The sequence below is a fragment of the Dactylosporangium sp. NPDC005572 genome, assembly GCF_040605515.1.
Lineage (GTDB): Bacteria > Actinomycetota > Actinomycetes > Mycobacteriales > Micromonosporaceae > Dactylosporangium.
This window is the reverse complement of sequence record NZ_JBEXCY010000009.1, coordinates 99,363-125,836: the sequence shown is the minus strand read 5'-3', so window position 1 is coordinate 125,836 and position 26,474 is coordinate 99,363. Positions and strand designations below refer to the sequence as shown.

General features: G+C 72.7%; 30 protein-coding genes and 4 tRNA genes. 16 read left to right on the top strand and 18 right to left on the bottom strand.

The genetic code is table 11. From position 1 onward, the window contains the following. Nucleotide 1 precedes the first annotated feature (1 nt). The 3 genes from ABZS66_RS07480 to ABZS66_RS07470 form a co-directional block, all read right to left on the bottom strand. The gene (locus ABZS66_RS07480) at nt 2-697 is read right to left on the bottom strand and encodes a nucleotidyltransferase domain-containing protein (RefSeq protein WP_354756072.1); all 696 of its coding nucleotides are present in this window, start codon (nt 695-697) and stop codon (nt 2-4) included. Nucleotides 698-708: 11 nt separating this feature from the next. Beyond that, nucleotides 709-1,206 (bottom strand): signal peptidase I, encoded by a 498-nt coding sequence (lepB, locus tag ABZS66_RS07475; protein WP_354756120.1) that lies wholly within the window; start codon nt 1,204-1,206, stop codon nt 709-711. Nucleotides 1,207-1,986: 780 nt separating this feature from the next. After that, nucleotides 1,987-2,592, bottom strand: coding sequence for a hypothetical protein (locus ABZS66_RS07470; protein ID WP_354756070.1), 606 nt, complete (start codon nt 2,590-2,592; stop codon nt 1,987-1,989). A 179-nt stretch (nt 2,593-2,771) separates the two neighbouring features. Between ABZS66_RS07470 and ABZS66_RS07465 the strand changes: the two genes are divergently transcribed. Further along, nucleotides 2,772-3,335, top strand: coding sequence for a hypothetical protein (locus ABZS66_RS07465; protein WP_354756068.1), 564 nt, complete (start codon nt 2,772-2,774; stop codon nt 3,333-3,335). A gap of 377 nt (nt 3,336-3,712) precedes the next feature. After that, on the top strand, nt 3,713-3,889 hold the full coding sequence (locus ABZS66_RS07460) for a hypothetical protein (RefSeq protein WP_354756067.1): 177 nt from the start codon (nt 3,713-3,715) through the stop codon (nt 3,887-3,889). Between the two features lie 117 nt (nt 3,890-4,006). Here ABZS66_RS07460 and ABZS66_RS07455 read toward each other — a convergent pair. The 4 genes from ABZS66_RS07455 to ABZS66_RS07440 all read right to left on the bottom strand — a co-directional run bounded on the left by ABZS66_RS07455 (nt 4,007) and on the right by ABZS66_RS07440 (nt 5,437). Continuing rightward, nucleotides 4,007-4,081, bottom strand: a tRNA-Val gene (locus tag ABZS66_RS07455). Between the two features lie 33 nt (nt 4,082-4,114). After that, a tRNA-Cys gene (locus ABZS66_RS07450) sits at nt 4,115-4,185 on the bottom strand. A gap of 15 nt (nt 4,186-4,200) precedes the next feature. Beyond that, nucleotides 4,201-4,273, bottom strand: a tRNA-Gly gene (locus ABZS66_RS07445). Nucleotides 4,274-4,372: 99 nt separating this feature from the next. Next, nucleotides 4,373-5,437, bottom strand: a complete 1,065-nt coding sequence (locus tag ABZS66_RS07440) for a CapA family protein (protein ID WP_354756065.1) — start codon at nt 5,435-5,437, stop codon at nt 4,373-4,375. Nucleotides 5,438-5,508: 71 nt separating this feature from the next. Between ABZS66_RS07440 and ABZS66_RS07435 the strand changes: the two genes are divergently transcribed. Then, nucleotides 5,509-5,584 (top strand) — tRNA-Gly (locus tag ABZS66_RS07435). 167 nt (nt 5,585-5,751) lie between these two features. Here the strand turns inward: ABZS66_RS07435 and yaaA are convergent. Further along, the gene (gene yaaA, locus ABZS66_RS07430; RefSeq protein ID WP_354756063.1) at nt 5,752-6,492 is read right to left on the bottom strand and encodes a peroxide stress protein YaaA; all 741 of its coding nucleotides are present in this window, start codon (nt 6,490-6,492) and stop codon (nt 5,752-5,754) included. Nucleotides 6,493-6,578: 86 nt separating this feature from the next. Between yaaA and ABZS66_RS07425 the strand changes: the two genes are divergently transcribed. The 7 genes from ABZS66_RS07425 (at nt 6,579) to ABZS66_RS07395 (ending at nt 12,565) form a co-directional block, all read left to right on the top strand. After that, nucleotides 6,579-7,667 carry a histidine kinase gene (locus ABZS66_RS07425; RefSeq protein ID WP_354756061.1) on the top strand — a complete coding sequence of 363 codons (1,089 nt, stop codon included), beginning with the start codon at nt 6,579-6,581 and terminating at the stop codon, nt 7,665-7,667. 98 nt (nt 7,668-7,765) lie between these two features. Then, on the top strand, nt 7,766-8,209 hold the full coding sequence (locus tag ABZS66_RS07420) for a VOC family protein (RefSeq protein WP_354756059.1): 444 nt from the start codon (nt 7,766-7,768) through the stop codon (nt 8,207-8,209). 8 nt (nt 8,210-8,217) lie between these two features. Beyond that, nucleotides 8,218-8,376 (top strand): hypothetical protein, encoded by a 159-nt coding sequence (locus ABZS66_RS07415; protein WP_354756057.1) that lies wholly within the window; start codon nt 8,218-8,220, stop codon nt 8,374-8,376. A gap of 67 nt (nt 8,377-8,443) precedes the next feature. Further along, a complete protein-coding gene (locus ABZS66_RS07410) occupies nt 8,444-10,228 on the top strand; it encodes a RecQ family ATP-dependent DNA helicase (protein WP_354756056.1) in 1,785 nt (594 codons plus the stop codon). 89 nt (nt 10,229-10,317) lie between these two features. Further along, complete coding sequence (locus tag ABZS66_RS07405) at nt 10,318-11,451, top strand: winged helix DNA-binding domain-containing protein (RefSeq protein ID WP_354756054.1); 1,134 nt, start codon at nt 10,318-10,320, stop codon at nt 11,449-11,451. 9 nt (nt 11,452-11,460) lie between these two features. Continuing rightward, entirely contained in the window at nt 11,461-11,874 is a 414-nt protein-coding gene (locus ABZS66_RS07400; protein ID WP_354756053.1) for a nitroreductase/quinone reductase family protein, read from the top strand. Between the two features lie 265 nt (nt 11,875-12,139). Beyond that, nucleotides 12,140-12,565 carry a hypothetical protein gene (locus ABZS66_RS07395; RefSeq protein ID WP_354756052.1) on the top strand — a complete coding sequence of 142 codons (426 nt, stop codon included), beginning with the start codon at nt 12,140-12,142 and terminating at the stop codon, nt 12,563-12,565. Nucleotides 12,566-12,617: 52 nt separating this feature from the next. Here ABZS66_RS07395 and ABZS66_RS07390 read toward each other — a convergent pair whose 3' ends face one another. Then, nucleotides 12,618-13,541, bottom strand: a complete 924-nt coding sequence (locus ABZS66_RS07390) for a winged helix-turn-helix domain-containing protein (RefSeq protein WP_354756050.1) — start codon at nt 13,539-13,541, stop codon at nt 12,618-12,620. A 62-nt stretch (nt 13,542-13,603) separates the two neighbouring features. On the opposite strand from ABZS66_RS07390, the gene ABZS66_RS07385 reads away from it, so the two are divergent. Further along, the gene (locus tag ABZS66_RS07385) at nt 13,604-14,431 is read left to right on the top strand and encodes an isocitrate lyase/phosphoenolpyruvate mutase family protein (protein WP_354756048.1); all 828 of its coding nucleotides are present in this window, start codon (nt 13,604-13,606) and stop codon (nt 14,429-14,431) included. Here the strand turns inward: ABZS66_RS07385 and ABZS66_RS07380 are convergent. Continuing rightward, nucleotides 14,406-15,245: an SDR family NAD(P)-dependent oxidoreductase gene (locus tag ABZS66_RS07380; protein ID WP_354756046.1), complete on the bottom strand. Its 840-nt coding sequence runs from the start codon at nt 15,243-15,245 to the stop codon at nt 14,406-14,408. The two genes, ABZS66_RS07385 and ABZS66_RS07380, sit on opposite strands and share 26 nt — an antisense overlap. Nucleotides 15,246-15,316: 71 nt before the next feature. Between ABZS66_RS07380 and ABZS66_RS07375 the strand changes: the two genes are divergently transcribed. Next, a complete protein-coding gene (locus ABZS66_RS07375; protein WP_354756045.1) occupies nt 15,317-16,210 on the top strand; it encodes a LysR family transcriptional regulator in 894 nt (297 codons plus the stop codon). 32 nt (nt 16,211-16,242) lie between these two features. Beyond that, entirely contained in the window at nt 16,243-16,674 is a 432-nt protein-coding gene (locus ABZS66_RS07370; RefSeq protein WP_354756043.1) for a hypothetical protein, read from the top strand. 1 nt (nt 16,675) lies between these two features. Here the strand turns inward: ABZS66_RS07370 and ABZS66_RS07365 are convergent, their stop codons facing one another. Both ABZS66_RS07365 and ABZS66_RS07360 read right to left on the bottom strand, forming a co-directional pair. Beyond that, nucleotides 16,676-17,263 (bottom strand): hypothetical protein, encoded by a 588-nt coding sequence (locus ABZS66_RS07365; RefSeq protein ID WP_354756042.1) that lies wholly within the window; start codon nt 17,261-17,263, stop codon nt 16,676-16,678. 18 nt (nt 17,264-17,281) lie between these two features. Next, nucleotides 17,282-17,716, bottom strand: coding sequence for a helix-turn-helix domain-containing protein (locus ABZS66_RS07360; RefSeq protein ID WP_354756040.1), 435 nt, complete (start codon nt 17,714-17,716; stop codon nt 17,282-17,284). Between the two features lie 77 nt (nt 17,717-17,793). Between ABZS66_RS07360 and ABZS66_RS07355 the strand changes: the two genes are divergently transcribed. Then, complete coding sequence (locus ABZS66_RS07355) at nt 17,794-18,591, top strand: NAD(P)H-binding protein (protein ID WP_354756039.1); 798 nt, start codon at nt 17,794-17,796, stop codon at nt 18,589-18,591. A 115-nt stretch (nt 18,592-18,706) separates the two neighbouring features. On the opposite strand, the gene ABZS66_RS07350 is transcribed toward ABZS66_RS07355, so the two are convergent. The 3 genes from ABZS66_RS07350 to ABZS66_RS07340 are packed head-to-tail and all read right to left on the bottom strand — an operon-like array spanning nt 18,707 to nt 21,911. After that, the gene (locus ABZS66_RS07350) at nt 18,707-19,453 is read right to left on the bottom strand and encodes an SDR family oxidoreductase (RefSeq protein ID WP_354756118.1); all 747 of its coding nucleotides are present in this window, start codon (nt 19,451-19,453) and stop codon (nt 18,707-18,709) included. After that, nucleotides 19,450-19,938 carry a carbonic anhydrase gene (locus tag ABZS66_RS07345; RefSeq protein ID WP_354756037.1) on the bottom strand — a complete coding sequence of 163 codons (489 nt, stop codon included), beginning with the start codon at nt 19,936-19,938 and terminating at the stop codon, nt 19,450-19,452. Before ABZS66_RS07345 ends, ABZS66_RS07350 begins: the two co-directional genes overlap by 4 nt. Further along, nucleotides 19,929-21,911, bottom strand: a complete 1,983-nt coding sequence (locus tag ABZS66_RS07340; RefSeq protein WP_354756035.1) for a hypothetical protein — start codon at nt 21,909-21,911, stop codon at nt 19,929-19,931. The genes ABZS66_RS07345 and ABZS66_RS07340 overlap by 10 nt, the downstream gene beginning before the upstream one ends. A gap of 147 nt (nt 21,912-22,058) precedes the next feature. Between ABZS66_RS07340 and ABZS66_RS07335 the strand changes: the two genes are divergently transcribed. Continuing rightward, complete coding sequence (locus tag ABZS66_RS07335) at nt 22,059-23,186, top strand: geranylgeranyl reductase family protein (RefSeq protein ID WP_354756033.1); 1,128 nt, start codon at nt 22,059-22,061, stop codon at nt 23,184-23,186. Nucleotides 23,187-23,234: 48 nt separating this feature from the next. Here the strand turns inward: ABZS66_RS07335 and ABZS66_RS07330 are convergent, their stop codons facing one another. Genes ABZS66_RS07330 through ABZS66_RS07320 form a run of 3 tightly spaced genes read right to left on the bottom strand, consistent with a single transcriptional unit; the run spans nt 23,235 to nt 25,242 of the window. Next, nucleotides 23,235-23,882: a pentapeptide repeat-containing protein gene (locus ABZS66_RS07330; RefSeq protein ID WP_354756032.1), complete on the bottom strand. Its 648-nt coding sequence runs from the start codon at nt 23,880-23,882 to the stop codon at nt 23,235-23,237. Between the two features lie 30 nt (nt 23,883-23,912). Further along, the gene (locus ABZS66_RS07325) at nt 23,913-24,653 is read right to left on the bottom strand and encodes an SRPBCC domain-containing protein (RefSeq protein WP_354756031.1); all 741 of its coding nucleotides are present in this window, start codon (nt 24,651-24,653) and stop codon (nt 23,913-23,915) included. Then, nucleotides 24,640-25,242: a helix-turn-helix domain-containing protein gene (locus ABZS66_RS07320; RefSeq protein WP_354756030.1), complete on the bottom strand. Its 603-nt coding sequence runs from the start codon at nt 25,240-25,242 to the stop codon at nt 24,640-24,642. Before ABZS66_RS07320 ends, ABZS66_RS07325 begins: the two co-directional genes overlap by 14 nt. An 89-nt stretch (nt 25,243-25,331) precedes the next feature. Between ABZS66_RS07320 and ABZS66_RS07315 the strand changes: the two genes are divergently transcribed. Continuing rightward, a complete protein-coding gene (locus ABZS66_RS07315; protein ID WP_354756029.1) occupies nt 25,332-26,474 on the top strand; it encodes a low temperature requirement protein A in 1,143 nt (380 codons plus the stop codon).

Sequence of the window (26,474 nt, the reverse complement as noted above, 5' to 3'; positions counted from 1 at the left end):
CCTACGTCGGCCTCATCCGGAACGTCCGGATGAGGCCGATGTCACTCCCCCAGCCGTCGAGCACGTCACCGTGCCCCCGCTCCCGCGCAAGCCCCTCGACGTCCGCGAACAGGCCGACCCCCGCGCCGGCCACCGCCCCCGGCCGCAGCGCCGCGGTCCACCCGCCCGGCAGCGGGAAGGTGTCCAGTTCCCATTGAAGATATTTGTTGTACGGCCGAAGCCGCCCATGCATGGCGAAGACACACTCCAGCAGCCAGGCCACGCTCTCCGCCGCGTCGAGCCGCCCGGCGTCGACGTCCCCGTCCCGGTAGCTCTTGACGGCCCGGTACACCTGGTTGACGTAGGCGTCGAGCGTCGCCCGGGCGTGCGCCGCCGCCTCCGCGCCGGTCAGGGTCGCCTGCCGCCCGACGAGCTCGGCGATCCCGCCGCCGAGCCGGTCGAGCAGCACCTTGGCCCCGCGGAAGCCGTACCGCCGCCAGTGCACGGAGGTGTCGGCGAGCCCGTCGACGGTGCACACGACTTCGTCGAGCCCGCCGGTCCGCGTGTCGTGCCGCCACGGTTCGCCCTGCCCACTGACGACGACGGTGACGTCAACGTCCGATCGGGGCCCGGCCGTCCCCCGCGCCTGCGACCCGGTGAGGACAACGCCCAGCACGCCGGCATCTGCGCGCGCCCGCTCCATGACCGCACCGATCACGTCCACACCGCTCACTCGGTCATGACCCCGAACACGGCGGCGACGGGAATCGCCCCGGCGCACCGCGAGTCGTTCGACCGGGCCCGGTTGTCCCCCATGACGAACAGGGCATCCTTCGCCACGGTCACCGGCCCGAACCGCCGCGACGCACAGGACTGCGGGTTGGGCGCGACATCGATGGGAGCGTTCTCGACGACGTAGGTCTCGTCGAGCGCGACCCCGTCGACGGTGACCTTCCCGGCCACGTCGCAACAGGCAACGGTCTCCCCACCGACGGCGATGACCCGCTTCAGCAGCGTCCCGCCCTCGCCACCCCACCCCGACTGGTCCCGGTGGAACACCACAACGTCCCCACGCCGACCGGAGTAGGCACCGTCGACCCGCCGCACGGTGATGACCTGCCCGCTCTTGACGGCGGGCTCCATGCTGACCCCGCCTTGCGTGAACTGCTCGGTCGGCGCTGCACCGTTCGTTCCCCCACAGCCGCCCACCAACACAACAACGACCATCAACGCGAACGTCCTCACCGGCGCGATCCTGCCAGAAACCCCCATACCGGTGGTGCCCGTAACGCCCCGGGCGCACCTGGCGAACTGTACGGATCGGCCACCGCCACACCCGACCCTCGTCTTCTCAACCTCAGCGCGCCGCCGAATGCTCCCACCAGCGGCCGGGCCGGACCCGCGTTGGCGACGCCGGTCGGGTGCAGGCGACACGGTTGCTGCGCTGCACTGCTGTGCGGCTCACGTCAGTCGAAGTCGAAGATGCTGTGACGGTCGTAAAAGTGCAGCACATACCGGCACCGACGGCAGATCATCAAGGTCATCCGATGGCTGGTGAACCCCCAACGGCTGTCCTGGCGTGCCGTCTCCTTCTGAAACTCGGTACCGCGACAGAGCGGGCAAGCAAGTTGAGGCTCGGTCATGAGGCGAATGTAAGGGACCGCCGCCATAGACGCGCCTCGCATGCGCCCCGGCCACGGCGCCGGTCGCATGGCGAGTCGGTGTGTGTCGGTCGTACGGCGAGCCGATTTCAAGATCGTCCCCCGGATTTCCCCGGCGGCGACGCGAAGCGTCCCGCCGAACCACACCTCCCCCTGCATGGCATCCCGTCGCAACCACCCACAGCCGGCATCCCGGAGCGTCGGGTCCAGGGCGGGCGGCCCTGGCCGCCGGAGGCCGATCCCCGGTGCAGGGCCGGAGGCCCTGCCCGCCGGAGGCAGAACCTCAGCCCGGAGAACCAGCACGACCCGGATCGCCGGACTGTGGATGGCGCAACGCCACTGTCTGCTAGTCGCCGCCGGTCCAGCTGTACCAGCTGCCGCCGAAGTGGTGGAACCGTGGCGACTCGAACAAGACGGTGCCGATTTCCGCAGTCGGCCCGCCGGGCAGATAGGCGAAGCCAGCGCTGTACCAGCCGTGAGTTTCGTAGAAGACCGCGCCACCGGGCACCCAATAGGCGCTTGTGATGCTGTAGAGGCCCAACCGGTGCGGCACGGTGAGACCTTCCCGCGCGCTGCCCGGTGGTGGAATCGGGTGTCCGGCGACGACGGCGGCGAACGCGCCCTGGCTGGCTGCCCACCGCATCTTGAACGGCGCGCCGGTGTAGAGCAGCACCACGGTGAGTATGCCGATGACCGGTCCGATCAGGAACCATCTCCGCCACCTGCTGGTGGTCCACGCGACGTAGATGATCCAGCCGAGCCAGTAGCAGCCGACGAGCACGGACATGCACCCGAAGAGCACGGACAGACGCAAGTCGCCGCCGCCCGGGTAGCTCGCGGTCCAGAACATGCCACCTGCCACCGCAACGACGAGCAGGTGGAATGCCCAGATCTGCCGCCAGTCAGGTCCAGCGTTCGGCGCAGCGTCGTCGCTTGTCGCGATGTCCGACATGGGTGACATCCTGCCGACCCGATCAGGCTCGGATCGAGGGCATGCACTGAATCTTCACACACGGGCTCGTCAGCCGCTGTGCCGGGACGTTGTGCCGGGATGCTGCCGGTGCCGGGCTCGTGTTGGATCCTGTTCTAGGATGAGCCACCCCGCCGTCCTGGTCCGAAGGTCGTAATGCGATGCAGCAGGTCCGAACCGCGTTTTGGCTGGCCGTCCTGGCCGCCATCGTCGCCGTGACCGACGCGGTGCTTACCGCCCTGGGCCGCGCCCGCTTCACCGCCGACGTCGACGAGTTGGGCTGGGCGATCAACGAGAACGCGCCGTACGACGGCACTCGCCAGCGCTTCGTGTTCTGCCTAGTCGTCGCGCTCGTGGTCGCCGTGGCCGCGCTTGCGGCGGCGGCCCTGGTCACCCGCCCGCGCCCGGCGTCCCGGCTGGGCATCCTGGTGGCCCTGCCGTTGTCCGTCCTGCTCGACCTGTTCACGGTCGTCTACGCCCCGGACGGCGTCGGCACGGGCGGCCGGGGCGCGAAGCCGGAGGACCTGGCCGAGACGGAGGCGGCCTTCGACCGGTTGTTCCCGCTCTGGTACACGGGCGGCCACACGACGGCGGTCGTCGCCCTGGGCGCGCTGACGGTCGCGATGGTCCTGAAGCTGCGCAAGCCGGCGGTGATGGAGTACTTCGAGTTCGAGGACGCCGAGAGCCTGCGCGCCGGCCTCTTCTCCGGCCGCACCGGCGCCTAGCCAGGCAGGACCATGGTGAACGCGGACTGACCTTGACACTACGTGTCAAGCACCGACCTCATCACCTCGTCGTCCGCCGCCACTGCGAGTAGAGCGTCAAGCGCAAGCTGGATCAGGTCTGCATCCGGCTCCTTGATCGCCGCGGCGGTGATCTTCTCATCGAAGTCCAGTCCGGGCGGGGGTCTTTCTCCATTGCCTGCACAATGGCCTTCGATTCTTTCAGAGTGGATCCGGTCAACCGGCTCACCATCAAGACCGCCTGGAGGCGTTTGCCTGACTTCGCGAGCCGCTCGGCCATCTCCAGGCTGTCTGTTTCGGCATCACGACCCCCCGTTGCCGGCCAACTCGGGACCCCAGCGACGCTGATGGACGCGCAGATGGGGCACGCGGACGGGTCGGTCCAGGCGCTGTACGCGCACATCACGGCGGGCATGGCACAGCGGCTGGTCGACGGGCTGACCGAGGTGTGGCGGGCCGCGCTGGACGAGCGGCGCCGGCTGAGTCCCGGCTCGCCGGTCGGGGTCCTTGATCGACTGCTGTGGGCGGAAGGCTGACCGTGGTCACCGCGACGCCGCAGAGATCGTCTCCCAGATCTCTCCCAGGGAGGGCCGGAAACGGAGAACGACCGGTCTCCTTGATCGGGAGAACCGGCCGTGACCTGGTCTTTCATATGGTGGGCGATACTGGGTTTGAACCAGTGACCTCTTCCGTGTCAAGGAAGCGCGCTCCCACTGCGCCAATCGCCCTAGCTGAGTGCCACACAATGTGTGGCGGTCTCGAGGTGGGAACGGGATTTGAACCCGTGTACACGGCTTTGCAGGCCGTTGCCTCGCCTCTCGGCCACCCCACCGTGGTGACTATCCCGAGCGGACGACGGGATTCGAACCCGCGACCCTCACCTTGGCAAGGTGATGCGCTACCAGCTGCGCTACGTCCGCACCGCCCGGCCCAACCACTTCCCGGCGACGGATGCAAACTTTAGCCGACCCCCAACCCCCATGCCAAACCGGTATCCCGATTCGGCGCGTCGCCGCAGGTCACGGGGCGCCCGACAGGCCCGCGCAGCGGCGTAGGCCGGCGTAGCGGTCACTCAGCCGGGTGGCCGCGGCGCCCGTCAGCAGCTTCGGCTGGCCCGTGTCGGAGACGACCGCCGGGAGGAACTCGGTCGACGTCACTGAGCGGCCACGGACCGTGAGGCGCAGGACGCCCGTCTCGGTGCTCTTCGACGGGCCGTACCACAGGAAGTTGCCCATCCCGTACGCCACGAACGTCTGCCCCAGCCAGCCCGAGCCCTGCAGCGTGTGCGCGTGCGCCCCGATGATCACGTCGGCGCCCGCGGTCGCCAGCTTGCCGGCGAACGTCTTCTGGGCCGAGTTCGCGCAGCTGTTGCCCTCGTCGCCCCAGTGGTTGAACACGATCACCAGGTCGGCCTGCCGGCGGGCGGCGGTCACCGCGGCGACGGCCCGGTTCACGTCGAACGCCATGGCGATGCCCGGTTTGTCCGGACCCGGCGCCCAGCTCGACGCCAGCTCGCCCACCTGGCTGAAGCCCAGCACGGCGATGCGCACGCCCCGCACGGTGGTCAGCCAGGGCGCGTACGCCGCGTCGGCATTCCGCCCCGCCCCGAACGCCGGGTAGGCGGCCGCACCGAGGGCGTCGAGGGTGTCCAGCAGCCCCACCCGCCCGTAGTCGAGGGTGTGGTTGTTCGCGATGCTCACCGCATCGACACCAGCGGCTTTCAAGGCATCGATCGCGACCGGTGTCGTGCGGAAGTGGTAGGTCTTCGGTTCCGCAGTACCGCGGGAAGTGATCGCCGTCTCCAGGTTCACGATCGTCAGGTCGGCATCGGTGAGCGTCGACGCGATCGGGCCGAACGCGGTGGACGGGTTCTTCAGCAGTACCGCGGTGCGGTCCATGAAGTGCACGTCGCCCGCGAAGACGAGCCGGAGATCGACCGGCGCCGAAGGCGACGGCGAACCGGACGGCGACGCCGAAGCAGCGGCCGAGGACGGCGGCCGCGCCGCGGACGGCGCCGCAGCGGGCGAACAACCCGACGAACAACCCGCCAGCACCACGGCGAACACGAGCACACCCAGTCGCACGAAGCCACGCTAACGGGTGATGCCCCCGCCGCGTGACCCCGCTCGGGAATGCGCTACAGTTGGCGACCAGTGCGGACGTAGCGCAGCTGGTAGCGCATCACCTTGCCAAGGTGAGGGTCGCGGGTTCGAATCCCGTCGTCCGCTCCACGATCGAAATCCTCTCAACGAGCCCGTGCCGCCGGCGCGGGCCGTTTCTGTTTCCGGGCCAGCACCCAGCACGTCGAGCGTCAATTCGGCGGTGGGATAGCCGCGGCGAGTGCGGGCCGGCGGCGACGTCGACCGACGACGATGTCAGCCCGCCCTCGGCAGCGCAGCTACAGCGTGTCCACGATGACGTCGAGCTGGTCCGGACGGCGGGCCTGCACGCGGTACCCCACCTGCTCCAGCGTCTGAGCAAGACGCTCCGGCGTCCGTGGCCGGGCCCCGGCGAGCAGCAGATCGCGCACGATGCGTCCCTTGGTGGCCTTGTTGAAGTGGCTGACCACCTTGCCGTCGTGCAGCACCCGGACGCTGACCCCGTTGCGGGGCGTCCACATCGGGACATATGCGGACGAACGGAGATCGAGGACCAGATCGTCACCGGCGAGCTCGCCGAGCGGACCGGCGAGGGCCGCCTTCCAGTGCGCGCTCAGCGACCCCGCGCCGGGCAGGCGGACGCCGATGCTGCAGCGGTACGGCGGGATCCTGTCGGCGAGGCCGACCACGCCCCACAGCCCGGAGAAGATCAGCAGCTGCTCCCGGGCGCGGCGCCGGGCGGGCGCGGGCAGCGACGCGAGGTCGAGGGCGTCGTAGAGCACGCCGGTGTACAGCTTCCCGGCGGGCACGGCCGGCGCGTCACGCAGCACCGCGTTGCGCTCCACCTCGGCGCCCTGCCCGGCGCTCAGCCCGAGCGTCGCGAGTGCCGCCTCGGGATCGGCACTGAGCTTCGTCAGGTCATCGAGGACCGTCTCTCGCGCCGCACGCAGCTCCGGCAGGGTCAGCCCGTCGAGGTCGAGCGCATTGCCCCGCCGCGGCGCGGCGGCCTTCCCCTCGGAGGGCGGCAACAGGATGAGCACGCCGGAGACGGTACTCCCGCTGACGTACGCCCAGGTACGCAGCACCGACGGTGACACGCCGCGGGGTGCCGCACGATGATGGGGCGATGGGTCTGGCGATGGGTCCCGGTGTCGCGGCCGCGCTGCTCGCGGTGGGTCTGGTCAGCTCGCCGTACCTGGAACGGGTCAACCCGGCCGACCGCCCGATCGACGGCTGGGCCCTGGCACTCATCGTCCTGGCCGCCGTGTCGACCGCCTTCCGCATCCGCTGGCCGCTGCCGACATTGACCGTGACCGCGCTGGCCACATCGACGTACCTGACAGTGGGCTACCCGTACGGCCCGATCATGCTGAGCGCCGCGGTGTCGGTCTTCTCGGTGGCCCGCCGCCGCCCGCTCCGCACGGCCTCGATCTGGTGCGGCGCCGCGCTGGCGCTGCTCCTGGTACATCTGCTGACGAACAGCGCCGCGCTGCCCGGGTACGCGGGCCTGGCCCCCGGCACGGCATGGGTGGCGATCCCGTTCACGCTGGGCGTGGCCCGCCGCCTGGTCACGGAGGCCGGCACGCGCGAGCGCGCGGAGCAGGAGCGCCGCCTGATAGACGCCGAACGATTGCGCCTGGCCCAGGAGGTCCACGACGTGGTGGGCCACGGCCTGGCCGCGATCCAGATGCAGGCCGACATAGCCCTGCACCTGCAACGCACGAAGCCGGACCAGGCCGCGGTGGCGCTGGAGGCGATCAGCCGGGCCAGCGCCGACGCGCTGGCCGAGCTGCGGACGACGCTGGCGGCGATCTCCCCGGAGGCACCGGACCGGGCCCCGACCCCGGGCCTGGCGGGCCTGGACGCGCTGATCGCCCGGGTGGAGGCCGCGGGCCTCACGGTCGACCTGTCGAAACGCGGCGAACTGTCAGCCGTGCCGTCAGCAGTCGACGTGGCCGCATATCGCGTCCTGCAGGAGTCCCTGACGAACGTGGTGAAACACTCCGCCCACCCGAAGGCATCGGTGGCAGTCGACCACGGCCCGACGTCGCTGACGCTGGTGGTGACCAACCAGAACCTGACGGCCGCACCGCCGGCGGAGGGCATCGGCATCACCGGCATGCGCCGGCGGGTGGAGCATCTGGGCGGCACGCTGACGGCGACCCAACACGACCACACCTTCGAGGTCCGCGCGGTCCTCCCCCTGACTCCGTGAGCTGCCACCACCAGGGACACGGCCAGGGGTTCTCACGGGTTTCAGCGGGTAGGTCAGCGAGCCACGCTGGGCCTACCGAACGAGAACGGAGTGGGAACGTGGATCTGAAGCTTGAGGTCGTGGTCATCCCCGTCGGCGACGTCGACCGGGCCAAGGCGTTCTACCAGGGGCTAGGGTTCCGGCTCGACGCCGACTTCACCGCCGACGACGGGCTGCGGGTCGTCCAGGTCACCCCGCCGGGGTCGGCCGCCTCGGTCATCTTCGGGACCAGGTTGACCACCGCCGCGCCCGGGTCGGCGCGAGGGCTGCACCTCGTCGTGTTCGACGTCGAGAAGGCGCGGGAGGAGCTCATCGCCCACGGCGCCGACGTGACCGAGGTCTTCCACGACGCGGGCGGCATCTTCCACCACGCCGGGACCGAGGCGCGGGTCAGCGGGCCGCACCCGACGGCGCAGAGTTACGGTTCGTTCGCCGCGTTCAACGACCCCGACGGCAACGAGTGGATTCTCCAACAGGTTCAGCAGAAGCTACCCGGACGGTAAGGAGCACCATGCGAGTCACGTTCGACGACGTCGCCACGCTCGCCGCAGCGCTCAAGGACGCGGAGCGGGCCCACGGCGCGCACGAGGCGCAGCTCGGGCACCGCGACGAGGACTGGCCGAGCTGGTATGCCGAGTACATCCTCAAGACGTACGGGCAGGACGAGTAGCGAGACAGCCGGGGCCGGGAGGCCCCGGCCAACGCCCAACTACACAGAGCGCTGAATCCGTTACTCCATGCGGAGTATTCAGGACACGGCATGTCGCTCAACGCGCCGAAGCGTTCGAACACCGGTACAGTCGCGCCCGATGAATCTTGTGCCTCTCGCGCCCCGCCTGCGCCGCGCCGCCCGCCAGCACTTCGGCTGGGAACGCCTCCGCCCCGGACAGCTGCCCCCGATGCGCGCCCTGCTCAAGAAGCGTGACGCTCTCGTCGTGTTACCCACCGGTGGCGGGAAGTCAGCCGTCTACCAGGTTCCGGCGATGCTGCTGCCGGGCCCCACGATCGTCATCTCACCACTCCTGGCCCTCCAGCAGGACCAGATCGCCGGACTCAACCGGCGTATCGCGGGCCAGGCGGTACGCATCAGCTCGGCCGAGACGCCGAACCAGCAGAAGCAGGCGCTCGCCAAGCTCCACGACGGAGCAGCCCGCTTCCTGTTCATCACGCCCGAGCAGCTCGGCAACCCCGAGCGCCTCGCCGAGGTCAGAGCGCTCAGGCCGAGCCTGGTCGCGGTCGACGAGGCGCACTGCGTCTCCGCCTGGGGCTACGACTTCCGCCCCGACTACCTCCAGCTCGGCCACCTCATCCGCGAGCTGGGCCGCCCGCCGGTGGTCGCACTGACCGCCACCGCCTCCCCGCCGGTGCGCGCCGACATCACCGCGACGCTCGGGCTGCGCGACCCGTTCACCCTGGTCGCCGGGCTCGACCGGCCCAACCTCAAGCTGGCCGGGGTGCACTGCACCAGCGACGAGCAGCGCTGGCAGCGGCTGCTGGCCCAGGTCCGGCTGGAGCCGAAGCCCGGCATCGTCTACGCGCCGACCCGCGCGATCGCGGAGCAGTACGCGACCCGGCTCACCGAGCACGGCGTCGAGGCGATCGCGTTCCACGCGGGACTCGCCGCGGGCGAGCGCACCCGGCGGTACGACGACTTCATGGCCGACAAGATCCCGGTCATGGTGGCGACGAGCGCCTTCGGCATGGGTGTGGACAAGCCCAACATCCGGTGGGTGCACCACGTCGCCCTGCCCGACTCGCCGGACAGCTACCTGCAGGAGATCGGCCGGGCCGGCCGCGACGGCGGCGAGTCGCGCACGATCCTGTTCTTCCGGCCGGAGGACGTGGCGCTGCAGCGGTTCTTCGCCACCGGCGCACCCGACGGCAAGGAGCTGACCCAGCTCGCGGCGGCGCTGCGGGAGGGGCCGGCGACCCGGACCGCCCTCGCGACCCGCAGCGGGCTGCCGGCCCGCCGGATCACCGCGCTGCTGACCCTGCTGGAGCAGGTGGGTGCGGTCGAGGTCGGCCCGGGCAACAAGCTGTCGGCGCCGCGGTACGCGCCCACGCCGGCCGAGGCGTCCCGCCTGGCCCTCGCCCAGTACGAGCGCCACCAGACGCTGCGCCGGTCGAGGATCGACATGATGCGGCAGTACGCCGAGAGCGCCGGATGCCGGGGCAACGCGCTGCTGGCGTACTTCGGCGAGCAGGCCCACGGCCCGTGCGGGCACTGCGACAACTGCGCGAACGGCACCGTCGTCGTCGACCCGGTGGTCCCGGCGAAGGTCCCCTGGTACCGCCGGCTGTGGAAGGCCACGGAGCAGCCCGTCGCGGTCCCGAAGCAACAGGCGGCAAGCAGCGAGGACCGGCCGTTCCCCGTCTCCAGCGAGGTCCGGCACACCGAGTGGGGCACCGGCACGGTCATGGCCTACGAGCGGGACCGGGTCGTCGTCCTCTTCGAGGAGGTCGGCTACAAGACGCTGTCGGTGCCGATCGTGCGCAAGTCGAAGCTGCTGGAGCCGGTCTAGCCGGTCCAGCCGGCCAGGAGCCGAAGGCCGCGGCCCAAGGGAAAGATTAGCCGGCCAAGAGCCGAAGGCCGCGGCCCAAGGGAAAGGGTATGGCGATGGAGGTGCTCGACCGCCGCGCGCTGAACCGGGCCACCCTGGCCCGGCAGCTGCTGCTCGACCGGTCCGCGATGGGCGTGCCGGAGGCGGTCGAGCATCTCGCCGGCCTGCAGGCCCAGACTCCGCACAGCTGGTACGTCGGGCTGTGGACCCGCCTGCGGGACTTCACCCCGGCCGGCGCGTCCGACCTGCTCGCCGACGGCCGGCTCGTGCGGGTGGCCGCGATGCGCTCGACGATCCACCTGATGACCGGCCGCGACGCCCTCGCCGTGCGGCCGCTCGTGGCCGTCGTCGGCGAGCGGATGTGGGCCACGAACTTCGGGCGGAGGTTGACCAATCTCGATGACCTGTCATCCATCGTCGCCGAGGGCTGCCGCATCCTCGCGGCCGAGCCGCTGACGTTCGCGGAGCTCGGCAAGCGGCTCGCCGAGCGGTGGCCCGGCCACGACGCCGCGGCGATGGCCCAGGCGGTCCGCGTGTTCGAGACGCTGATCCAGGTGCCGCCGCGGGGGCAGTGGGGCCGCAGCGGCCGCGCCCTGCACACGACGGCCGCGGCCTGGCTGCCCGGCCTGAGCGCCGAGCCGCTCACCGTCGCCGAGCTGCTCCTGCGGTACCTCGGGTCGTTCGGCCCGGCAACCGTGCGCGACATGCAGACGTGGTCCGGCCTGACCCGGCTCGGCGAGGTCGTCGACGGGCTGCGCCCGCGGCTCGTCACGTTCGCCGACGACCAGGGCCGCGAGCTGTTCGACCTGCCGGACGCCCCGCGGCCCGGCGCCGACGCCCCGGCACCGGCCCGGTTCCTCTACGACTTCGACAACCTGCTGCTCAGCCACGCCGACCGCACCCGCGTGGTCACGCCGGAGTACACCGGCCAGCCGTTCGACCCGAACGGCCCCATGCCGGCGGTCGTGCTGGTCGACGGCACGACGGCCGGGGTCTGGCGGGTCGGTGGCACCCGGCAGCGGGCCGAACTGGTGATCGCGCCGCTGCGCAGGCTCACGGAGCGGGAGCTCGACGACGTGACGGCGGAGGGCGGGCGGCTGCTCGCGTTCCTGCACCCGAAGGCCGCCCGCACCGTCCGCCTCGTCGAGGGCGGTTGGCCGGCGCTGCTGGCCGCGACGGCCTAGAGTCGGCTCATGAGCGAGATGCCGGCGGACGTCGCGGATTTCAACCGCAAGCTCATCGCGGAGTTCCGGGCCGGCGGGCGGCGCATCGAGGGCCGGCCGCTCCTGCTGCTCACCACCACCGGCCGCAGGACCGGCCGGCCGCACACGGCGCCGATGATGTTCGTCCGGCTCGACGACCGGCTGCTCGTGATCGCCTCCAACGCCGGGGCCGCCGAGCACCCGGACTGGTTCCGCAACCTGGCCGCCGATCCCGCCGTCACCGTCGAGGTCGACGGCGAGGAGTTCGCGGCGACCGCCCGCCCCGCCGCGGGTGCGGACCGCGACGACCTGTTCGCCCGCATCAGCGAGCGCTACCCGTTCTTCCGCGACCACCAGAGCGGCGCCGGGCGGGTCATCCCCGTCGTGGAGCTGGTCCGCAACTGACTGTCGGGTATCCGCCGACCGGCCGCGCCCGGGGGCGGCGAATGGCCCGAATTGTGGCTGATCAGCTGTCGTCTCGGGGATAGCTCGGGCCGCTGACCACGCGATACGCTCCGCCCACGCTTCACCGACAACGCGTTCGAACTGGGCCTGGACGGTGGCACGTTTCGGGGATTCCGCGAGCCCGCGGCGCCCCTAGTGTGATCGATGTACGGCCGGACGGACACCACATACACCACACACCCTGCACGTCCCGAAAGGACCCAGCATGAGCGACTACGAGACCGGCGACGCGGGCTACAGCGACCCGTCCTACGAGCACTACGAGGCCGGCGCCGAGAGCGGCGAGCTGGAGCAGCTGCACCAGGCTTCGGGCAGCGAGTCCGACTACAACAGCGACTTCAACGTCTACGAGCAGGACACCGAGTCGGCCGAGTCCACCGACTTCCAGCAGGGCCACGCCGTCCAGTTCGACAGCCCGGACGGCACGCACTACGAAGAGCAGAACTTCACGAACTACAGCAACGACCAGTACGACTCGAACCACATCTTCGCCGCCGAGGGCTCGGAGTCCTCGCACGAGGCCCAGTTCTCGGAGCTGGACGCGCTGCGCCAGGAGTTCGACAGCAAGTTCGCCGAGGGCACCGTCATCGAGGGCGGCAACCCGGCCGCGGAGCTCGGCCCCGCCAGCTGAACCCTCATGTGGTGAACGTCCGGAACGCCGAGCGACGGCGCCGGTCGGCGGATCAGCCCCGCCGGTCGGCGCCGTCGTGCGTACTGCTGTCGAGCAGCGCCTCGGCCACCGCGGTCCGGACGTTGAGCACCGACCGGCCGGCCCGGTGCGCCCGCACCAGCCCGGCCGCCCGCAGCGCCCCGAGGTGCTGCGACACGCCCCCGGCGGTGAGCCCGGTCCGCTCCGCCAGCGCCGACGTCGACGCGGGCACGGCCAGCTCGACGAGCAGCCGGGCGCGGGCCCGGCCGAGCACCGACGCGAGCGCGGCGGGCGCCGGCGGCGGCGCCTCCCACAGCGCGCCCACGCCCCGCGGCGGATAGGCCAGCTGCGCCGCCGGGCCGAACACGGTGAGCACCGACGGCCACACGAACACCGACGGCACCAGCACCAGATCGCCGCCCTCCGGCACGTCGGCCGCCGTGCACCAGCGGTGCAGCACCGACAGCGTGTCCCCCGCCCAGCTCACCTGCGCGTGCAGGTCGTTGAGCAGCCCGCCGACGCCGTCGGCGGCCAGCGCCCGGGCCCGCGCGAAGACCTCCGCCTCCAGCAGCCCGCGGATCCGCGGCCAGTCCGGTGCGAGCGCGACCGCGAAGTACTCGCGGATCTCCTCCACCAGGCCCGGCAGGTCCACCGGCGGCCCCTGGGCGGCGACCACCGCGGGCGGGGTCGCGGCGAGCAGCGCCAGCTCGTCGTCCAGGTCCGGGGCGAAGCCCGGCGGGACGGGCGTCAGATAGTCCGGGATGTACCGCGGGCCCGGCCCCACCAGCGACCACAGCCGTTCGAAACGCAGGCCGCGGTGCCGGCGCGCCCACGGCAGGTGGACCGCGTGCGCGCCCGGGTCGCGCAGCACCCGCACACTCGCCACGGTCTCCCACAGCGGCGACACCGCGAAGCGGATCCGGGCGACCGCGCCGGCCGACAGTCCGATCGAGACCACGGTTCAATTTAGCCCTGGCTGAAACGTTGGGCGGCGGTACGGCGGGCCGGAAGACTGAACGCATGACCGACCAGCAGACCCGCGCGGCCCGGTTCCGGGCCCTGCACACCGCCGCCGACCCGCTCGTGCTCGCCAACGCCTGGGACGCCGCCTCGGCCCGCGTCGTCGCCGCGACCGGCGCGAAGGCCGTCGCGACCACCTCCGCCGGGGTCGCCTGGACGCTCGGCGTGCCCGACGGCGACGCGCTGACGCGGGACGCGATGCTCGACCACCTCGCGCGGGTGGTCGCCGCGGTGCCGGGCGACGTGCCGGTCACCGCCGACATCGAGACCGGGTTCGGCGCCACGCCGGACGAGGTGGCCACCACGATCCGTGGCGTGCTCGCCGCCGGCGCGATCGGGGTGAACCTGGAGGACACCGTCCGCCACGCCGGCACCGGCCTGCGCGACATCCCCGGGCAGGCCGAGCGGATCGCCGCCGCGCGCGCCGCCGCCGATGCCGTGGGCGTCGACCTCTACATCAACGCGCGGATCGACACCTACCTTCGCGGCGGCGGTACTGTCGAATCCACCGCCGAACGGGCGGCGGCGTTCCTGGCGGCGGGCGCCACCGGCGTCTTCGTCCCCGGCGTGGCCGATCCGGACACGATCGCGGCGCTGGTCGCGGCGATCCCCGCCCCGCTGAACATCCTCGCCCAGCCGGACACCCCGTCCGTGGCCGAGCTCGGCGCGCTCGGTGTGGCGCGGCTCAGCCTCGGCTCGTGGGTCGCCGAGGCCGCCTACACGCTGGCCCGCCGGGCCGCCGAAGAGGCGCAGGGCAAGGGCACCTACACCACGCTCGCCGGGGCGATGGGCTACGGCGAGCTCAACGCCATGATGTCGAGCGGCTGAGCCCCTCCCACGCGTCGAGGTCCGCGCGCAGCCGCTGGTGCTGCGCGCGGATCGCGTCGACCGCGTCGTCGCCGAGCGCCAGTCGCAACGGGGGGCTCGGACGGCCAGGAGCCGAAGGCCCCGGCCCAGGGGAAGAGACCGCGGCGGCGATCTCGAGGATCGCCCGCGCCGCCGCGGCCGGGTCGCCGGGCTGGGTGCCGTCCATCGCGTCGACGGCGGCGCGGGTGGCCCCGGTCGACACCGCGTATTCCGGGATGACCCGCGAGCGGTGCATGCGCGCGCCGCCGAACTCGGTGCGGAACGCCCCCGGCTCGACGATGACGACCCGCACGCCGAACGGCGCGACCTCGGCGTGCAGCGCCTCCGACAGCCCTTCGAGGGCGAACTTGGCCGCGCAGTAGGCGCCGTAGCCGGGCGGGGCGAGCTGCCCGCCCATCGAGCTGATCTGCACGATCGTCCCGCCGCGCTGCGCCCGCAGGTGCGGCAGCACCGCCTGGGTGACGGTGAGCGCCCCGAAGAACATCACGTCCATGAGCGCGCGCAGGTCGGCCGGGTCGATCTCCTCGACGGCGCCGACCGAGCCGTAGCCGGCGTTGTTGACGACCACGTCGATCCGGCCGAACTCGGCGAGCGTCGCCTTGACGGCCGCGTCGACCGACGCCGGGTCGGTCACGTCGAGCCGGGCCGTGTGCGGGAAGTCGAGCGTCTCCGGGCGGCGGGCGGTCGCCATGACGCGGTCGCCGGCGGCAAGGGCGGCGCGGGCGATCTCCGCGCCGAAACCGGCGGAGCAGCCGGTGATGAGCCAGACCTTCATGCGTCCAGCCTGGTCGCCCCGCCCGCCGGGCGGCCAACACCGATCGGCCGGGGCGGTTACAGTCTGAACCTGTGAGCCAGCCCGAGCTGCGCCAGCTGCGCTACTTCGTCGCCGTCGCCACCCACCTGAGCTTCACCAGGGCGGCCCGGGAGCTGCACATCGCGCAGCAGTCGCTGTCCGAGCAGATCGGGCGCCTCGAACGGCTGCTCGGCGTGCGGCTGCTCGACCGGGACACCCGCGGCACCCGGCTCACCGAGCCCGGCCTGGTGTACCTCGCCGAGGCGCGAGCGGTGCTGGAGCGCGCCGACGAGGCCGTGGCCGCGGTGCGGCGGGCCGCCGGGCGGCTGCGCCTGGCGTTCCTGGCATCGACCGCCGGCTACATGCTCCCGCCGGTGGTGCGGGTCGCCCGGGAGCGGCTGCCCGGCGTCGAGCTGACCACCGCCGACCCGGCGATCGAGCCGCTCGTCGCCGGGCTGCGCGACGGCTCGTTCGACCTGGCGTTCACCCGGCCCCCGCTGGTGCCCGACCTCGCCACCCGCACGCTCGTCACCGAGCCGGTGTGCGCGGTGCTGCCGGCCGGCCACCCGCTCGCCGGCCGCGCGTCGGTCGAGCTCGCCGAACTGGCCGGGGAGGCGTGGGTGCTGACCCCGCGGGCGTCCTGGCCGCCGTGGCACGACAAGTACGACCGGGACTTCGCCGCCGCCGGGTTCACGCCCCGGGTGGTACAGCGGGCGACGACCGTGCCGAACCTGCTCGGGCTGGTCGCGGCCGGGGCCGGGGTCACCCGGCTCGCGGCGTCGGCGCGCACGCTGCGGCGCACCGGCGTGGTGTTCGTGCCGATCGAGGGCGACCTGGCGGAAACGGTGGCCGCCTGGCACCCCGGCCGCGCGCCGGCCGTCGCGCACCGGCTGACCGAACTGGTCGCCGCGCTGGCCGAGCGGACGGACCTGACGGACGGCGGCTGACAGCCGTGGCGGCCCCGGGCCACAATGCATCCGTGACCCTGCCCATCCCGTTCAGCGGCTCCCCCGCGTACAACGGCCCGGACGTCCAGATCGGCGACGTTCGCGTCGACGGCGTGGCGATCTACACCCCGATCGGCGTGTTCCCGATCCAGGGCAGCCGGTGGATGGTCGTGTCGCAGCCGATCCCGATGACCACGACCGCGGGCTGGGGCATCGCCCTCGCCGTCATCTTCTCCGTGCTCGGCGTCATCTTCGCCCCGTTCACCTGCGGCCTGAGCCTGTTCATGCTGCTCGGCCTGCTGTTCCTGACGGCCAGGACGCACACGATGTCGGGCCCGCTCATCGTGTCGATCCAGTCGGGGCCGTATCACTACATGGCGCAGGAGATCGTGTACTCCCCGCTGCACGCGGCCGAGGCCCTCCAGCGGGTGAACTTCGCGCAGGCCCTCGCCACCCGCTGGTGAGTCAGCCGGCGCCGTAGGCGTCGTAGCCGGCCAGCAGGTGCGCCCGGGTCCCGACCAGGTGCGGCTCGACGTCGCCGACCCGGGCCAGGCCCACCTCGGCCGGCGTCAGGCCGGACACCCGCAGCAGCAGCCCCGGCACCTCGTCGAGGGTGGCCAGCCAGCCGGTACCGAGGTCGCGGCCCAGCGAGTGCGACGGCCAGTGGTCGAACGGCTTGGGGCTGCCGTCGACGGCGATGCCGACCCGATGCGGCGCCGGGGCCGAGGCGGCCCGCAGCGCCCGCTCGAACGCGTGGTCGTCGTGCGGCGGCTCGTCCGCGGCCGCCATCCGCACGTCGATGAGCAGCGGCATCGGCGGCCCGGCGGTGGTGACCACCTCGATCCACGCGCCGCCCGCGACCGCGTCGCCGAACAGCAGCCCGGCGTGCACGAGCCGCTCGTTCTCCCAGCCCCACGCGCCGATCCGGCACGGCCCGGTCCAGCCGGCCGGCCCCCACAGCGGCAGCGTGGTGGCGTTCGCCCGGATGCGGTTGGCCTGCTGGTCGATGAGCGCGGTGAACTCGAGGCGGTTGAGTCGGCCCCCGTATCGCATGGGTTTGATCGTGCCGCATCAACCACCCGCGCGGACCGGTCCGCTCCCCTCGGCGGAACCCCCGTCGTACGCCGTCCGCGACGCGAGCACCGCCTCCTGGTGGCGTACCGACCAGTGCAGCAGCCCGGTCAGCGGACCGGTCAGCTCCACACCGACGGGCGTCAATGCGTACTCGACCCGCGGCGGCACCGTGGCGTACACCGTCCGGGTGACGAGACCGTCACGCTCCAACGCCCGCAGGGTGTGCGTCAGCATCCGCTGACTGATCCCCTCGGCCGCCTTGCGCAGCTCGGTGAACCGCAGCGGCCCGCGGCGCAGCAGCACGACCACGATCACGGTCCACCGGTCACCGATCCGGTCGAGCGTGTCGCGCAGCGGGCAGATGCGCTGCATCGTCTCCGTGACGGCGGCCCCCGGCGGCAGCAGCAGATCTCGGATCTCGTCGGAGTCCAATGGTTCCTCCCGTGTGCCTGAGGCAGTCGGAAGTGCCTACTTCCGTGCCGCGGGGATGCTCGCCGACGATGATCGCTGTGAGCAATCGATTTCCAGTCGTGGCGGTGACGGGCGCGGCGGGCGCCCTGGGTAGCGCGGTCGTCCGCCACCTGGCGGACCGGGCCACGGTGATCGCCGTGACCCGTCGCCCGTCAGTCGTGGCCGCCTCGCCCGACCCCTCCCGGCGCGGGACGCAGACACCGATCGAGGTGCGGCAGGCCGACTTCGACGACATCGGCCCGTCCGTGTTCGCCGGCGCCGCGGCGGCCCTGATCGTGAGCACCGACCACCGCGACAACAGCCACCGGGCCGCCCAGCACCGGGCGGCGATCGACGCGGCGGTGGCAGCGGGTGTACGGCACGTGGTGTACACGTCCCTGACCGGCTGCGACGGCCCGCCCGACCTGCTCAACGCGGCCCACCGCGAGACGGAGGCCCACCTGCGCGCGTGCGGTGCCGGCTGGACCGCGCTGCGCAACAACCTGTACACGGAGGGTCTCGCGGCGGCCGAGGCGGTCACCGCGGCGACGGGCCGGCACGTGACGAACACGGGCCCTGGCCGGGTGGCCTACGTGGACCGCGATCACTGTGCGGCGGTGGCGGCCGGTGTACTGCTGGGAGCCCCGCAGGGCGTCGTCGAGGTCCGCGGCCCGGTCGCGCTGGACGCCGCCGCGCTGGCGGCCCGCTTCGCGGCGCACCTCGGCCGCCCGGTCGAGCCGGTGCTGCTCGACGACGACGCGTACCGGGCCCACCTCCTCGCGGGCGGCGCCCCGCCGGGGCTGGCCGAGGCCCTCGTCCTGCTGGGCCAGGCCGTCCGCGCGGGCGTCTACGCCTGACACCGACCCGCCCGGGCGCCTCCGCCCGACACCAGCCGGCCGAGCGGCCCGCGCGGACGCCTCCGCCCGACACCGACTCGGCCAGGCGGTCCGCGCGGGCGGCTCGCGGCGCTCCTCAGCGCTCCTCGGGGTCGGCGCCGCGGGCGGCGCGGCCCCCGTCGACCGGCAGGACCGCGCCGGTGACGAACGCCGCCTGCTCCGACAGCAGGAACGCCACCGCGGCCGCCACCTCCTCCGCCGTGCCGGTGCGGCCGAGGGGGTGCAGCCGGCCCAGCTCGGCGGCGGCCGCGGGCCGGCTCCCGAGGTACTCGATGGATCTCTCAGTATCGATCGAACCCAATGCCACCGCATTGACCCGGATGCCCGCCTGGCCATAGTCGACCGCCAATGCCCGCGTGAGGCCCTCCAGGGCGGCCTTCGCCGTCGCGTACGGCAGCGCGCCCCGCACCGCGCGCTGCGCCTGGTGCGACGACACGTTCACGATCGCGCCGCCCGTCCCGGCGGCCAGGAAGCGGCGGACCGCGGCGGCCGAGCCGGCGACGGCAGGGGCGAGGTTCGCGGCGACGAGCCGCACGATGTCGGCCGTGGGCTGCTCGTGCAGCCAGGCGTCGCGGAACACGGCAGCGTTGTTCACCCACCCGGCCAGCGGCGCCACGCGCTCCGCCCGGTCGGCGGCGCGCTCGGCCACCGCGTCGTCACCGGCGTCGCCGAGCACCGCCGACACGCGGTCGCCGTCGGGCCAGTCCGCCGCCGTGTCGAGCACGACGACGTGCACCGCCGGGTCGGCCGCCAGCCGCTCGGCGATCGCACGGCCGATGCCGCGGCCACCGCCGGTGACGACGTACGAGCCGGCCGGCGTCAGACCACCTCTTCGATCTTGGCCGTGGCGACGTCGAAGATGAAGCCGCGCACGTCCTCACGGTGCGGCAGCCACGCGCACTCGCGGACGGTGCGGATCGACTGGCGTACGGTGTCGTGCAGGTCGGTGAAGCCCGGCACGTCCCAGCCCGGCTCGCGGCCGCTCTCGGCGGCGAGCTCGGCCCGGAACTCCTGGTCGTCGAGGCCCTCCATGCCGCACTCGGTGTGGTGGAGGATCACGATCTCGCGGGTGCCGAGCTTGCGCTGGCTGAGCGCGAGCGACCGCAGCACCTCCTCGGTCGGCAGCCCGCCCGCGTTGCGGATCAGGTGGGCGTCGCCGATCTCCAGCCCCAGCGCGCCGAACAGGTCGAGCCGCGAGTCCATGCACGCGACCACGGCGAGCCGCAACTTCGGCCGCAACGGCCGCGGCCCCGGGAACGACTCGGCGTACCGCGCGTTCTCGTGAATCAGATGGTCGATCACGGACATAGTCGAAGTGAAGCAGATCCGTCACCCGAACGGTTGATGTCCGCGTCACAGGAGGCCAAAGTCACCTGGCCAAGAAGACCCGCGTCACCAGCCGATGATCGGCTCGCGCAGCAGCCCGGGGCGTGCGCCTCGTCGGTCCGGCGTGGTCCCACCCGGTCGGGCGGGCCGTGGCCGGCGTTGTCGAGGGCGTCGTTCCCGATGGTTCGCCGAGCACGCCGGCACCGGTTGCGGGTGCCGCGCTGCGGCCGCCGGGCACCGGGACGGTGCGGGCGGGGGGTTCCGGTTGACTCGGTCAGGGCCTCTTGCAGCCCTTCGTTGATGGCGGCTACGCCGAGGGTGATGAGGGTGTGCTGGGCGGCGGGCCAGTCGATGCGGGCGGAGCCCGGCACACGGGGTTCGGTGAGGGTGGTGTGGGCGCCGACGAGCGCGGCGACGAGGTCGCGGTCGCCGGTGAGCCCGCAGTCCGGGCAGGAGTGACGGCGGTTGCGGAGCTGTTTCGGCACACGGTTGCCGCAGAGGCAATGCTGGGTCCAGGCGGTGTGCCGGGTCCCGGCCCGCACCAGCGCACCCGTACGGGCGAGGACGGCGACCCGACTGGTTTCGCGGTGGAGAGCGGCGAGCAGCATGCCTGGGGTGAAGGCGTAGATCCCGCGTCCCCAGCGCCGCGCCCACCCGCGCATGTCGGTGTCTTCGACGATGAGGTTGGCGCCGTGAACGGCAACGACGTCGGCAGCGATGATCCGGGCCCGGGCCCGCCGGGCTCGGGTACGGGCTTCGCCGTCGGCGGCGGCCTCGGCACGCAGCCGGCGATAGGTGGCGGAGAGCTGATCGTGACGGTAGGCCTGCACCGGTACTCCGGCCGCGGTGGCGATCCGCACCCCGGCCGGCACCGGGACAGACACCGGCCGCAGGCCCACGGCCCGCCGCCGGTCGGCCCTCCGCTGCTGACCGGGCGAGAGCCGGTACTGCCGGGCGTTGGCAGCTCGCCGGGAACGCTGGAGGGCCCGGTTGCGTCGTCGCTGCCGCAGCCGCTCCGCCGCGAGGCGGTCCATATCGACGCTGCTCGCGGCGATCCTGGTGATCCGCAACCCATCGCCGGCAACACCTGCGGCGGGGACGGAGACGACGGCGACGTTGGAGACGTTGACGTCCACCCCACCGCGCCTCGACAGGGCCGCTGCCAGTTCTTGCCGGGCGGCCGTTTCGGGTGATGTGTGGCCGGGGCCGAGGATCATCAGGTGCGCCTCGTACCGCCATCCACCCGGCGCACCCGGGTCGGGGTGGCGAACCAGGTCGATCTTGTGCCAGCGGTCCGGATCGGCGAGGTAATGCTCCAGGACCGGCCGGCGTCCGGGGCCTTGTGGCAGCCGCACAGGGAGGACCAGGTCACGGCGGCCGGTGCCGGTCAGGACGACCGCGAAGGGCCCGACGTGGTCCCACCACGACCGCACGGGGGCGACGGCCGGCATCCGCCTCGGCTGCCACAGCCGGCCGCCCCGGTCGAACCTGGCGAGGTGGCCGGGCAGGGTGCCGACGAGCCGGAACGTCTCCCACTTGCGGACCTTGGTGTGGGAGCGCGCTCGCCCCGGGATCGTGCGGAAGTCCCACCACCGGCCGACCTTCGGCGCACCGTAGCGCCGCCCACCCGCATCAGGGAACAGGTGTCGTTCCACCGCACGCCAGACCAGGTCGGCGCCGTGCATCGCCAGGGCCTTGGTCAGATGGCGGCGCAGGTGCCCGGCCCGATCCAGATGCCGGTACGCCGCCTGCTCCAACCCGGCCCGGGTCAGTCCCAACCGATCCCGCACCACGGCCGCCCCGGCCGCGGCTCGAGCTCGATGCGCCGCCGCGTATCCGGTCAATCTCGTGCGGGCCTCCCGCTGCACCGCCCGGCGCACATTGAACGCGGCCCTGAACACGCGCTCGACATGACATCGCACGGTCGGGTCGTGTACGTCCAACGGCAGCCGCATCACGGACACCGGGCCATCCCATCGCCATGGCGGCGCCTTGGCGGGACCCCGCACTCGGCGCCCGGCTCCAGTCACACCGTCATCATACAGCCATAGGGCCATCAGAACAGCCGGTGACACCTCCGGCCGACGCCCTAGTCTCTCCCCGTGACGGTCGACGAGTGGGACGTGGCGGTGGTGGGTGGTGGGCCGGCGGGGCTGTCGGCCGCGTACGAGGCCGCCCGGCGCGGGGCGCGGACGGTGGTGCTGGAGAAGGCCGTGCATCCGCGGTACAAGACCTGTGGCGGGGGATTGATCGGCTTCACCGTCGCCGCGATCGGTGACCGGATCGCCATCCCGGCGAGTGACCGGATCGACCGGTGTGAGTTCACGCACGACGGGCGGCGGGGGTTCACCCGCACGGCGCGCCGCGCGCCGCTGCTGCAGATGGTGCAGCGGCCGGAGTTCGACGACGCGCTGCGGGTCGCGGCCGAGACCGCGGGCGCCACGGTACTGCAGGCGACCGCGGCCCGCGCCGTCGAGCAGGACGACGCCGGGGTGCGCATCCGGCTCGCGGACGGCGGCACGGTCCGCGCCGGCGTGGTCGTGGGCGCCGACGGCTCGTCGGGCATCATGTCGCGGCACGTCGGCGTCGAGTACGACCAGGTGGACCTCGGGCTGGAGGTCGAGCTGCCGGTCGGGCCGGCCGAGCGGGAGCGCTGGCGGGGCCGGCTGCTCATCGACTGGGGGCCGCTGCCGGGCTCGTACGCGTGGGTCTTCCCGAAGGGTGACGTGCTGACCGTCGGGGTCATCTCGGCCCGCGGCGACGGTGAGCGCACCAAGGCGTACCTGCGCGCGTTCGTGGACCGCCTCGGGCTCGGCGGGATCGAGCCGATCCACGACTCCGGGCACCTGACGCGCTGCCGCACCGAGGCGTCGCCGCTGCGCAAGGGGCGCGTGATCGTCGCCGGCGACGCGGGGGGCCTGCTCGAGCCGTGGACCCGCGAGGGGATCAGCTTCGCGGTGCGGTCGGGCGCCCTGGCGGGCGCGGCGGCGGCGGACGGTGACCTCGACGGGTACGTGCGGGGCGTGGAGGCGCAGCTCGTCCCGGGGATGCGGGCCGGGCGGCGGCTGCTGGTGGCGTTCACCCGGCGGCCGGGGCTGTTCCACGCGATGCTGCGCACGCCGCCGGGCTGGCGCATGTTCGAGCGGTTCTGCCTCGGCGAGACCTCGTTCGAGCACACCGTCGAACGGCTGCCGGTCCGGGCGGCGCTGCGGCTGCTGGCGTCGGCGTGAGGTTCCGGACAGGCCCGAGAGGCCCGGCGGCTCCGGGCCGGCGAGGGGCTACCTGATCTCGATCCCGAGGGCGTCCGCCAGGGCGGGGGCCAGGTCGAACAGCTGCCGCTCGTCGATGATCGCGCCGCGCAGCGCGTCGGCCCCGTCGGCGACGTCGAGCTCGCGCGCGCCGCGGAAGTCGACCTTCTTGAGCTTGACGCCGCCGAACCGGGCCCGCTTGACGGCGCTGCCGGCGAACGTGACGTTGGTGAGGCTGGCCCCGGCGCAGTCGAGCTCGTTGAGCTCGCAGCCGTCGAACTCGACGTCGACGAGCGTGGCCCCGCGCAGGTTCAGGCTGTCGATCTTGCAGCGCTGGAAGACGACCCGCCGCAGCCGGCTCCCGTAGGCCTGCACCCCCGCGAGCACGCTGTCGAGCACGGTGACGTCGAGCCACTCGGCCTCGGCGGCCTTCACCCCGACCCACCGGTTGCGGCTCACCCACACGTCGCTGAACCGGCTGTGGTCGAGGCTGCCCTCGGTGAGCGTGACGCCCTCGAACGCCGACTCGACGAACCGGGCGTACGCCGCGTCCACGCCGTCGGCCTCCACCCCGTCGAGGTGGACCTCGGTGTAGCTCGCGTCGGGCTCCAGCGGCTCGGTGTGCGCCTGCAGGTACGCGGCGTACGCCAGCTCGTCGATCTTCTGCGCGGCTCCCACGCGGGCCACGCTACCGCGCCGTGGGCGGTCTCAGGCGTAGACCGCCGCCAGCCAGGCCGACCAGGTCTGCTCGGCCTCGTCCGGGTCGACGTCGGCGAAGACGTGGTGGCCGGTGAGGATGAACCCGTCGCGGCCGACGAAGCGCAGCAGCGCGTCGCCGGTGCGGATGCCGAGGAAGCTGGGCTCGACCACGATGTCGACGACGCCGTCGACCTGGCGGTCGCCGAGGGTGAGGCGGGCGGCGTCGCCCTCGCGGACGTCCTTCGACAGGCCGGTCGCCGCGGTGATGCCGGCCCACACCGCGTCCCCGTCGGCCTGCTGCGGGCCGAACGTCGTGACCGGGACGGCGGTGCGGCCCGGGAAGTGCTTGAGGTACTCGGCGAGCGAGCGCAGGTAGAGCGGGTTGCCCTTCTTCAGCGCGTCGAACTGGTCCTCCCAGTCGCCGGTGAGGATGCCGCTGTGCACCATGCGCAGCGCGGTGGCGGCGCCGTCGCGGCCCTCGATGAGGTACTCGAACGCCATGCACGAGCCGTCCTCGGCGACCGGGGTCTCGTAGCGGAACCGGCGGCCCGGCTCCCACGCGGTGATCGTCGAGGTGCCGGTGTAGCCGGGCATCTCCATCGAGGCCGCGCCGCCCTCGCCCGGCTCGACCTGGTTGCGGCCCATGAACCAGGAGTCGATGCCCGGCCCGGTGGCGATCGCGTCCCAGACCTGCTCCGGGGTCGCGTCGAGGGTGATGTCGTGCGTCAGCTCGAACTCATGGCCGGTCATGACTGGTCTCCTTCGTGATGCTGGGGTGGATGGCGATGATGACCCGGTGGTCACGGCCCCCGGGGGTGCGCTCGTCGTGGTACCGGCTGACCAGGGCGCCGACGGTGGCGGTGAGCTCCTGGACGAACGCCGCCCGGTCGGCGGCGGACGCGAACCGGATAGTGCCGTCGAGCGCGAACGTGGCCACGGGTTTGCCGGCCCGCTCGGCGCCGGTGATGAGCTGACCGACCTCCCGCACGAGCCGCGCGGCGAGGGCGAGCAGCCAGCGCGCCGACAGCCGGTCGGGCGACCGCGCGGGATCCGGTTGTACCGCGGACAGCACGGCCGGCGAGATGACGTACGACGACGCCGTGGCGCGCAGGACCCGCTCGGTGACGTTGCCCTTGCGCCGCTCCTCGACCAGCTCGACGAGGCCGTGCTGCTCCAGGGTCTTGAGGTGGTAGTTCACCTTCTGCCGGGGCAGCTCGACGATCGCGGCGAGGCTCGTCGCCGAGTGCGGCTCGGCCAGCAGCGCGAGCAGCCGCGCCCGGATCGGGTCCAGCGCCACCTCGGCCGCGGCGGGCTCCTCGATGACTCCCACTTCGAACATGCCTCGACCGTAGTCACCGACAAGTTCGATTGTCAAGACAAGAAAAGTTGTCGGTGCTGGCGGTACGGGTGGGGCTATAGGGTGAGCGCGTGACGAGAGCCGGGCGGGCGCCGCGCGTGTCGACCATCGAGCTGTTCTTCGACCTCGTGTTCGTGTTCACGGTCACCCAGCTCGCGAAGGCGATGGTGGGGCACGTCGACGCCGTGCACGCCGTGCGGGTGCTGCTCATGCTGGGCCTGATCTGGTGGATGTACGGCGGCTATGCCTGGCTCACCAACGCCGTCGCCCCGAGCAGCACGACCCGCCGCACCCTGCTGCTGACCGGGATGGCCGGCTTCCTGGTCATGGCGCTCGCGGTCCCGGAGGCGTTCGGCAGCGACGGCTGGGCCTTCGCGGTCGGCTACCTCGCGGTGACCGTCGTGCACGCCACGCTGTTCCTGCACGCCGACGACAACGCCTCGATCGGCCGCGCGATCGGCCGCCTGGTCCCGATCAACGGCTCGGCCGCGGCGCTGGTCCTGGCGGGTGGCCTGCTCCCGGGCGGCTGGCGCTACGGGCTGTGGGCGGCGGCCCTCACGATCATCATCGTGGCGCCATACCTGCAGCGCATGGACGGCTGGCAGATCGCGTCCGGCCACTTCGTCGAGCGGCACGGCCTGGTGGTGATCGTCGCCATCGGCGAGTCGGTGGTGGCGATCGGCCTGGCCTTCGCCGGCGTCGAGCTCAACGGCGGCACCCTGGCGGTGGCCGTCCTGGGCCTGGCGATCGCGTATTACCTGTACTGGAACTACTTCTCCGGCGACGAGGTGCGTGCCGAGCACGCCCTGGAGGCCATCGCCGACCCGGCCCGCCGGGCCCGCGTGGCGGTGAACGCCTGGGGCTACGCCCACTACTTCCTCATCGCCGGCATCGTCTTCACCGCCGTCGGCGTGAAGCTGTCGGTGGGCCACGCGACGGAGCCCCTGCACTGGCCCGACGCCGTCATGCTGAGCGCGGGCGCCGCGGGCTTCCTGCTGGGCCACGCCTGGTTCCTGACCCTCCTGGGCCTGCCGGGCGCGACGTACCGGGTCGTGGCGGCCCTGGGCGTCCTGGCCGCGATCCCGCTGGGCCACTGGATGGCGGTGACCCAGCTGGTGGCGGTGCTGGTGGTGATGGCGACGGCGGTGATCCTGCGCGACCTGCGCTTCGTCCGCCGCGAGCACAGCACGGCCATCCACGACTTCGGCCGCTGA

Excerpts from the sequence above, each read along its gene's own strand:
- ABZS66_RS07470 (WP_354756070.1), bottom strand. The coding sequence starts at position 2,592 with ATGTCGGACATCGCGACAAGCGACGACGCTGCGCCGAACGCTGGACCT.
- ABZS66_RS07365 (WP_354756042.1), bottom strand. The coding sequence starts at position 17,263 with ATGCGATACGGGGGCCGACTCAACCGCCTCGAGTTCACCGCGCTCATC.
- ABZS66_RS07400 (WP_354756053.1), top strand. The coding sequence starts at position 11,461 with ATGAGCGAGATGCCGGCGGACGTCGCGGATTTCAACCGCAAGCTCATC.
- ABZS66_RS07325 (WP_354756031.1), bottom strand. The coding sequence starts at position 24,653 with ATGACCGGCCATGAGTTCGAGCTGACGCACGACATCACCCTCGACGCG.
- lepB (WP_354756120.1), bottom strand. The coding sequence starts at position 1,206 with ATGGTCGTTGTTGTGTTGGTGGGCGGCTGTGGGGGAACGAACGGTGCA.
- ABZS66_RS07460 (WP_354756067.1), top strand. The coding sequence starts at position 3,713 with ATGGGGCACGCGGACGGGTCGGTCCAGGCGCTGTACGCGCACATCACG.
- ABZS66_RS07405 (WP_354756054.1), top strand. The coding sequence starts at position 10,318 with ATGGCGATGGAGGTGCTCGACCGCCGCGCGCTGAACCGGGCCACCCTG.
- ABZS66_RS07415 (WP_354756057.1), top strand. The coding sequence starts at position 8,218 with ATGCGAGTCACGTTCGACGACGTCGCCACGCTCGCCGCAGCGCTCAAG.
- ABZS66_RS07320 (WP_354756030.1), bottom strand. The coding sequence starts at position 25,242 with ATGTTCGAAGTGGGAGTCATCGAGGAGCCCGCCGCGGCCGAGGTGGCG.
- ABZS66_RS07395 (WP_354756052.1), top strand. The coding sequence starts at position 12,140 with ATGAGCGACTACGAGACCGGCGACGCGGGCTACAGCGACCCGTCCTAC.
- ABZS66_RS07465 (WP_354756068.1), top strand. The coding sequence starts at position 2,772 with ATGCAGCAGGTCCGAACCGCGTTTTGGCTGGCCGTCCTGGCCGCCATC.
- ABZS66_RS07425 (WP_354756061.1), top strand. The coding sequence starts at position 6,579 with ATGGGTCTGGCGATGGGTCCCGGTGTCGCGGCCGCGCTGCTCGCGGTG.
- ABZS66_RS07380 (WP_354756046.1), bottom strand. The coding sequence starts at position 15,245 with ATGAAGGTCTGGCTCATCACCGGCTGCTCCGCCGGTTTCGGCGCGGAG.
- ABZS66_RS07345 (WP_354756037.1), bottom strand. The coding sequence starts at position 19,938 with ATGTCCGTGATCGACCATCTGATTCACGAGAACGCGCGGTACGCCGAG.
- ABZS66_RS07385 (WP_354756048.1), top strand. The coding sequence starts at position 13,604 with ATGACCGACCAGCAGACCCGCGCGGCCCGGTTCCGGGCCCTGCACACC.
- ABZS66_RS07410 (WP_354756056.1), top strand. The coding sequence starts at position 8,444 with ATGCGGAGTATTCAGGACACGGCATGTCGCTCAACGCGCCGAAGCGTT.
- ABZS66_RS07340 (WP_354756035.1), bottom strand. The coding sequence starts at position 21,911 with ATGCGGCTGCCGTTGGACGTACACGACCCGACCGTGCGATGTCATGTC.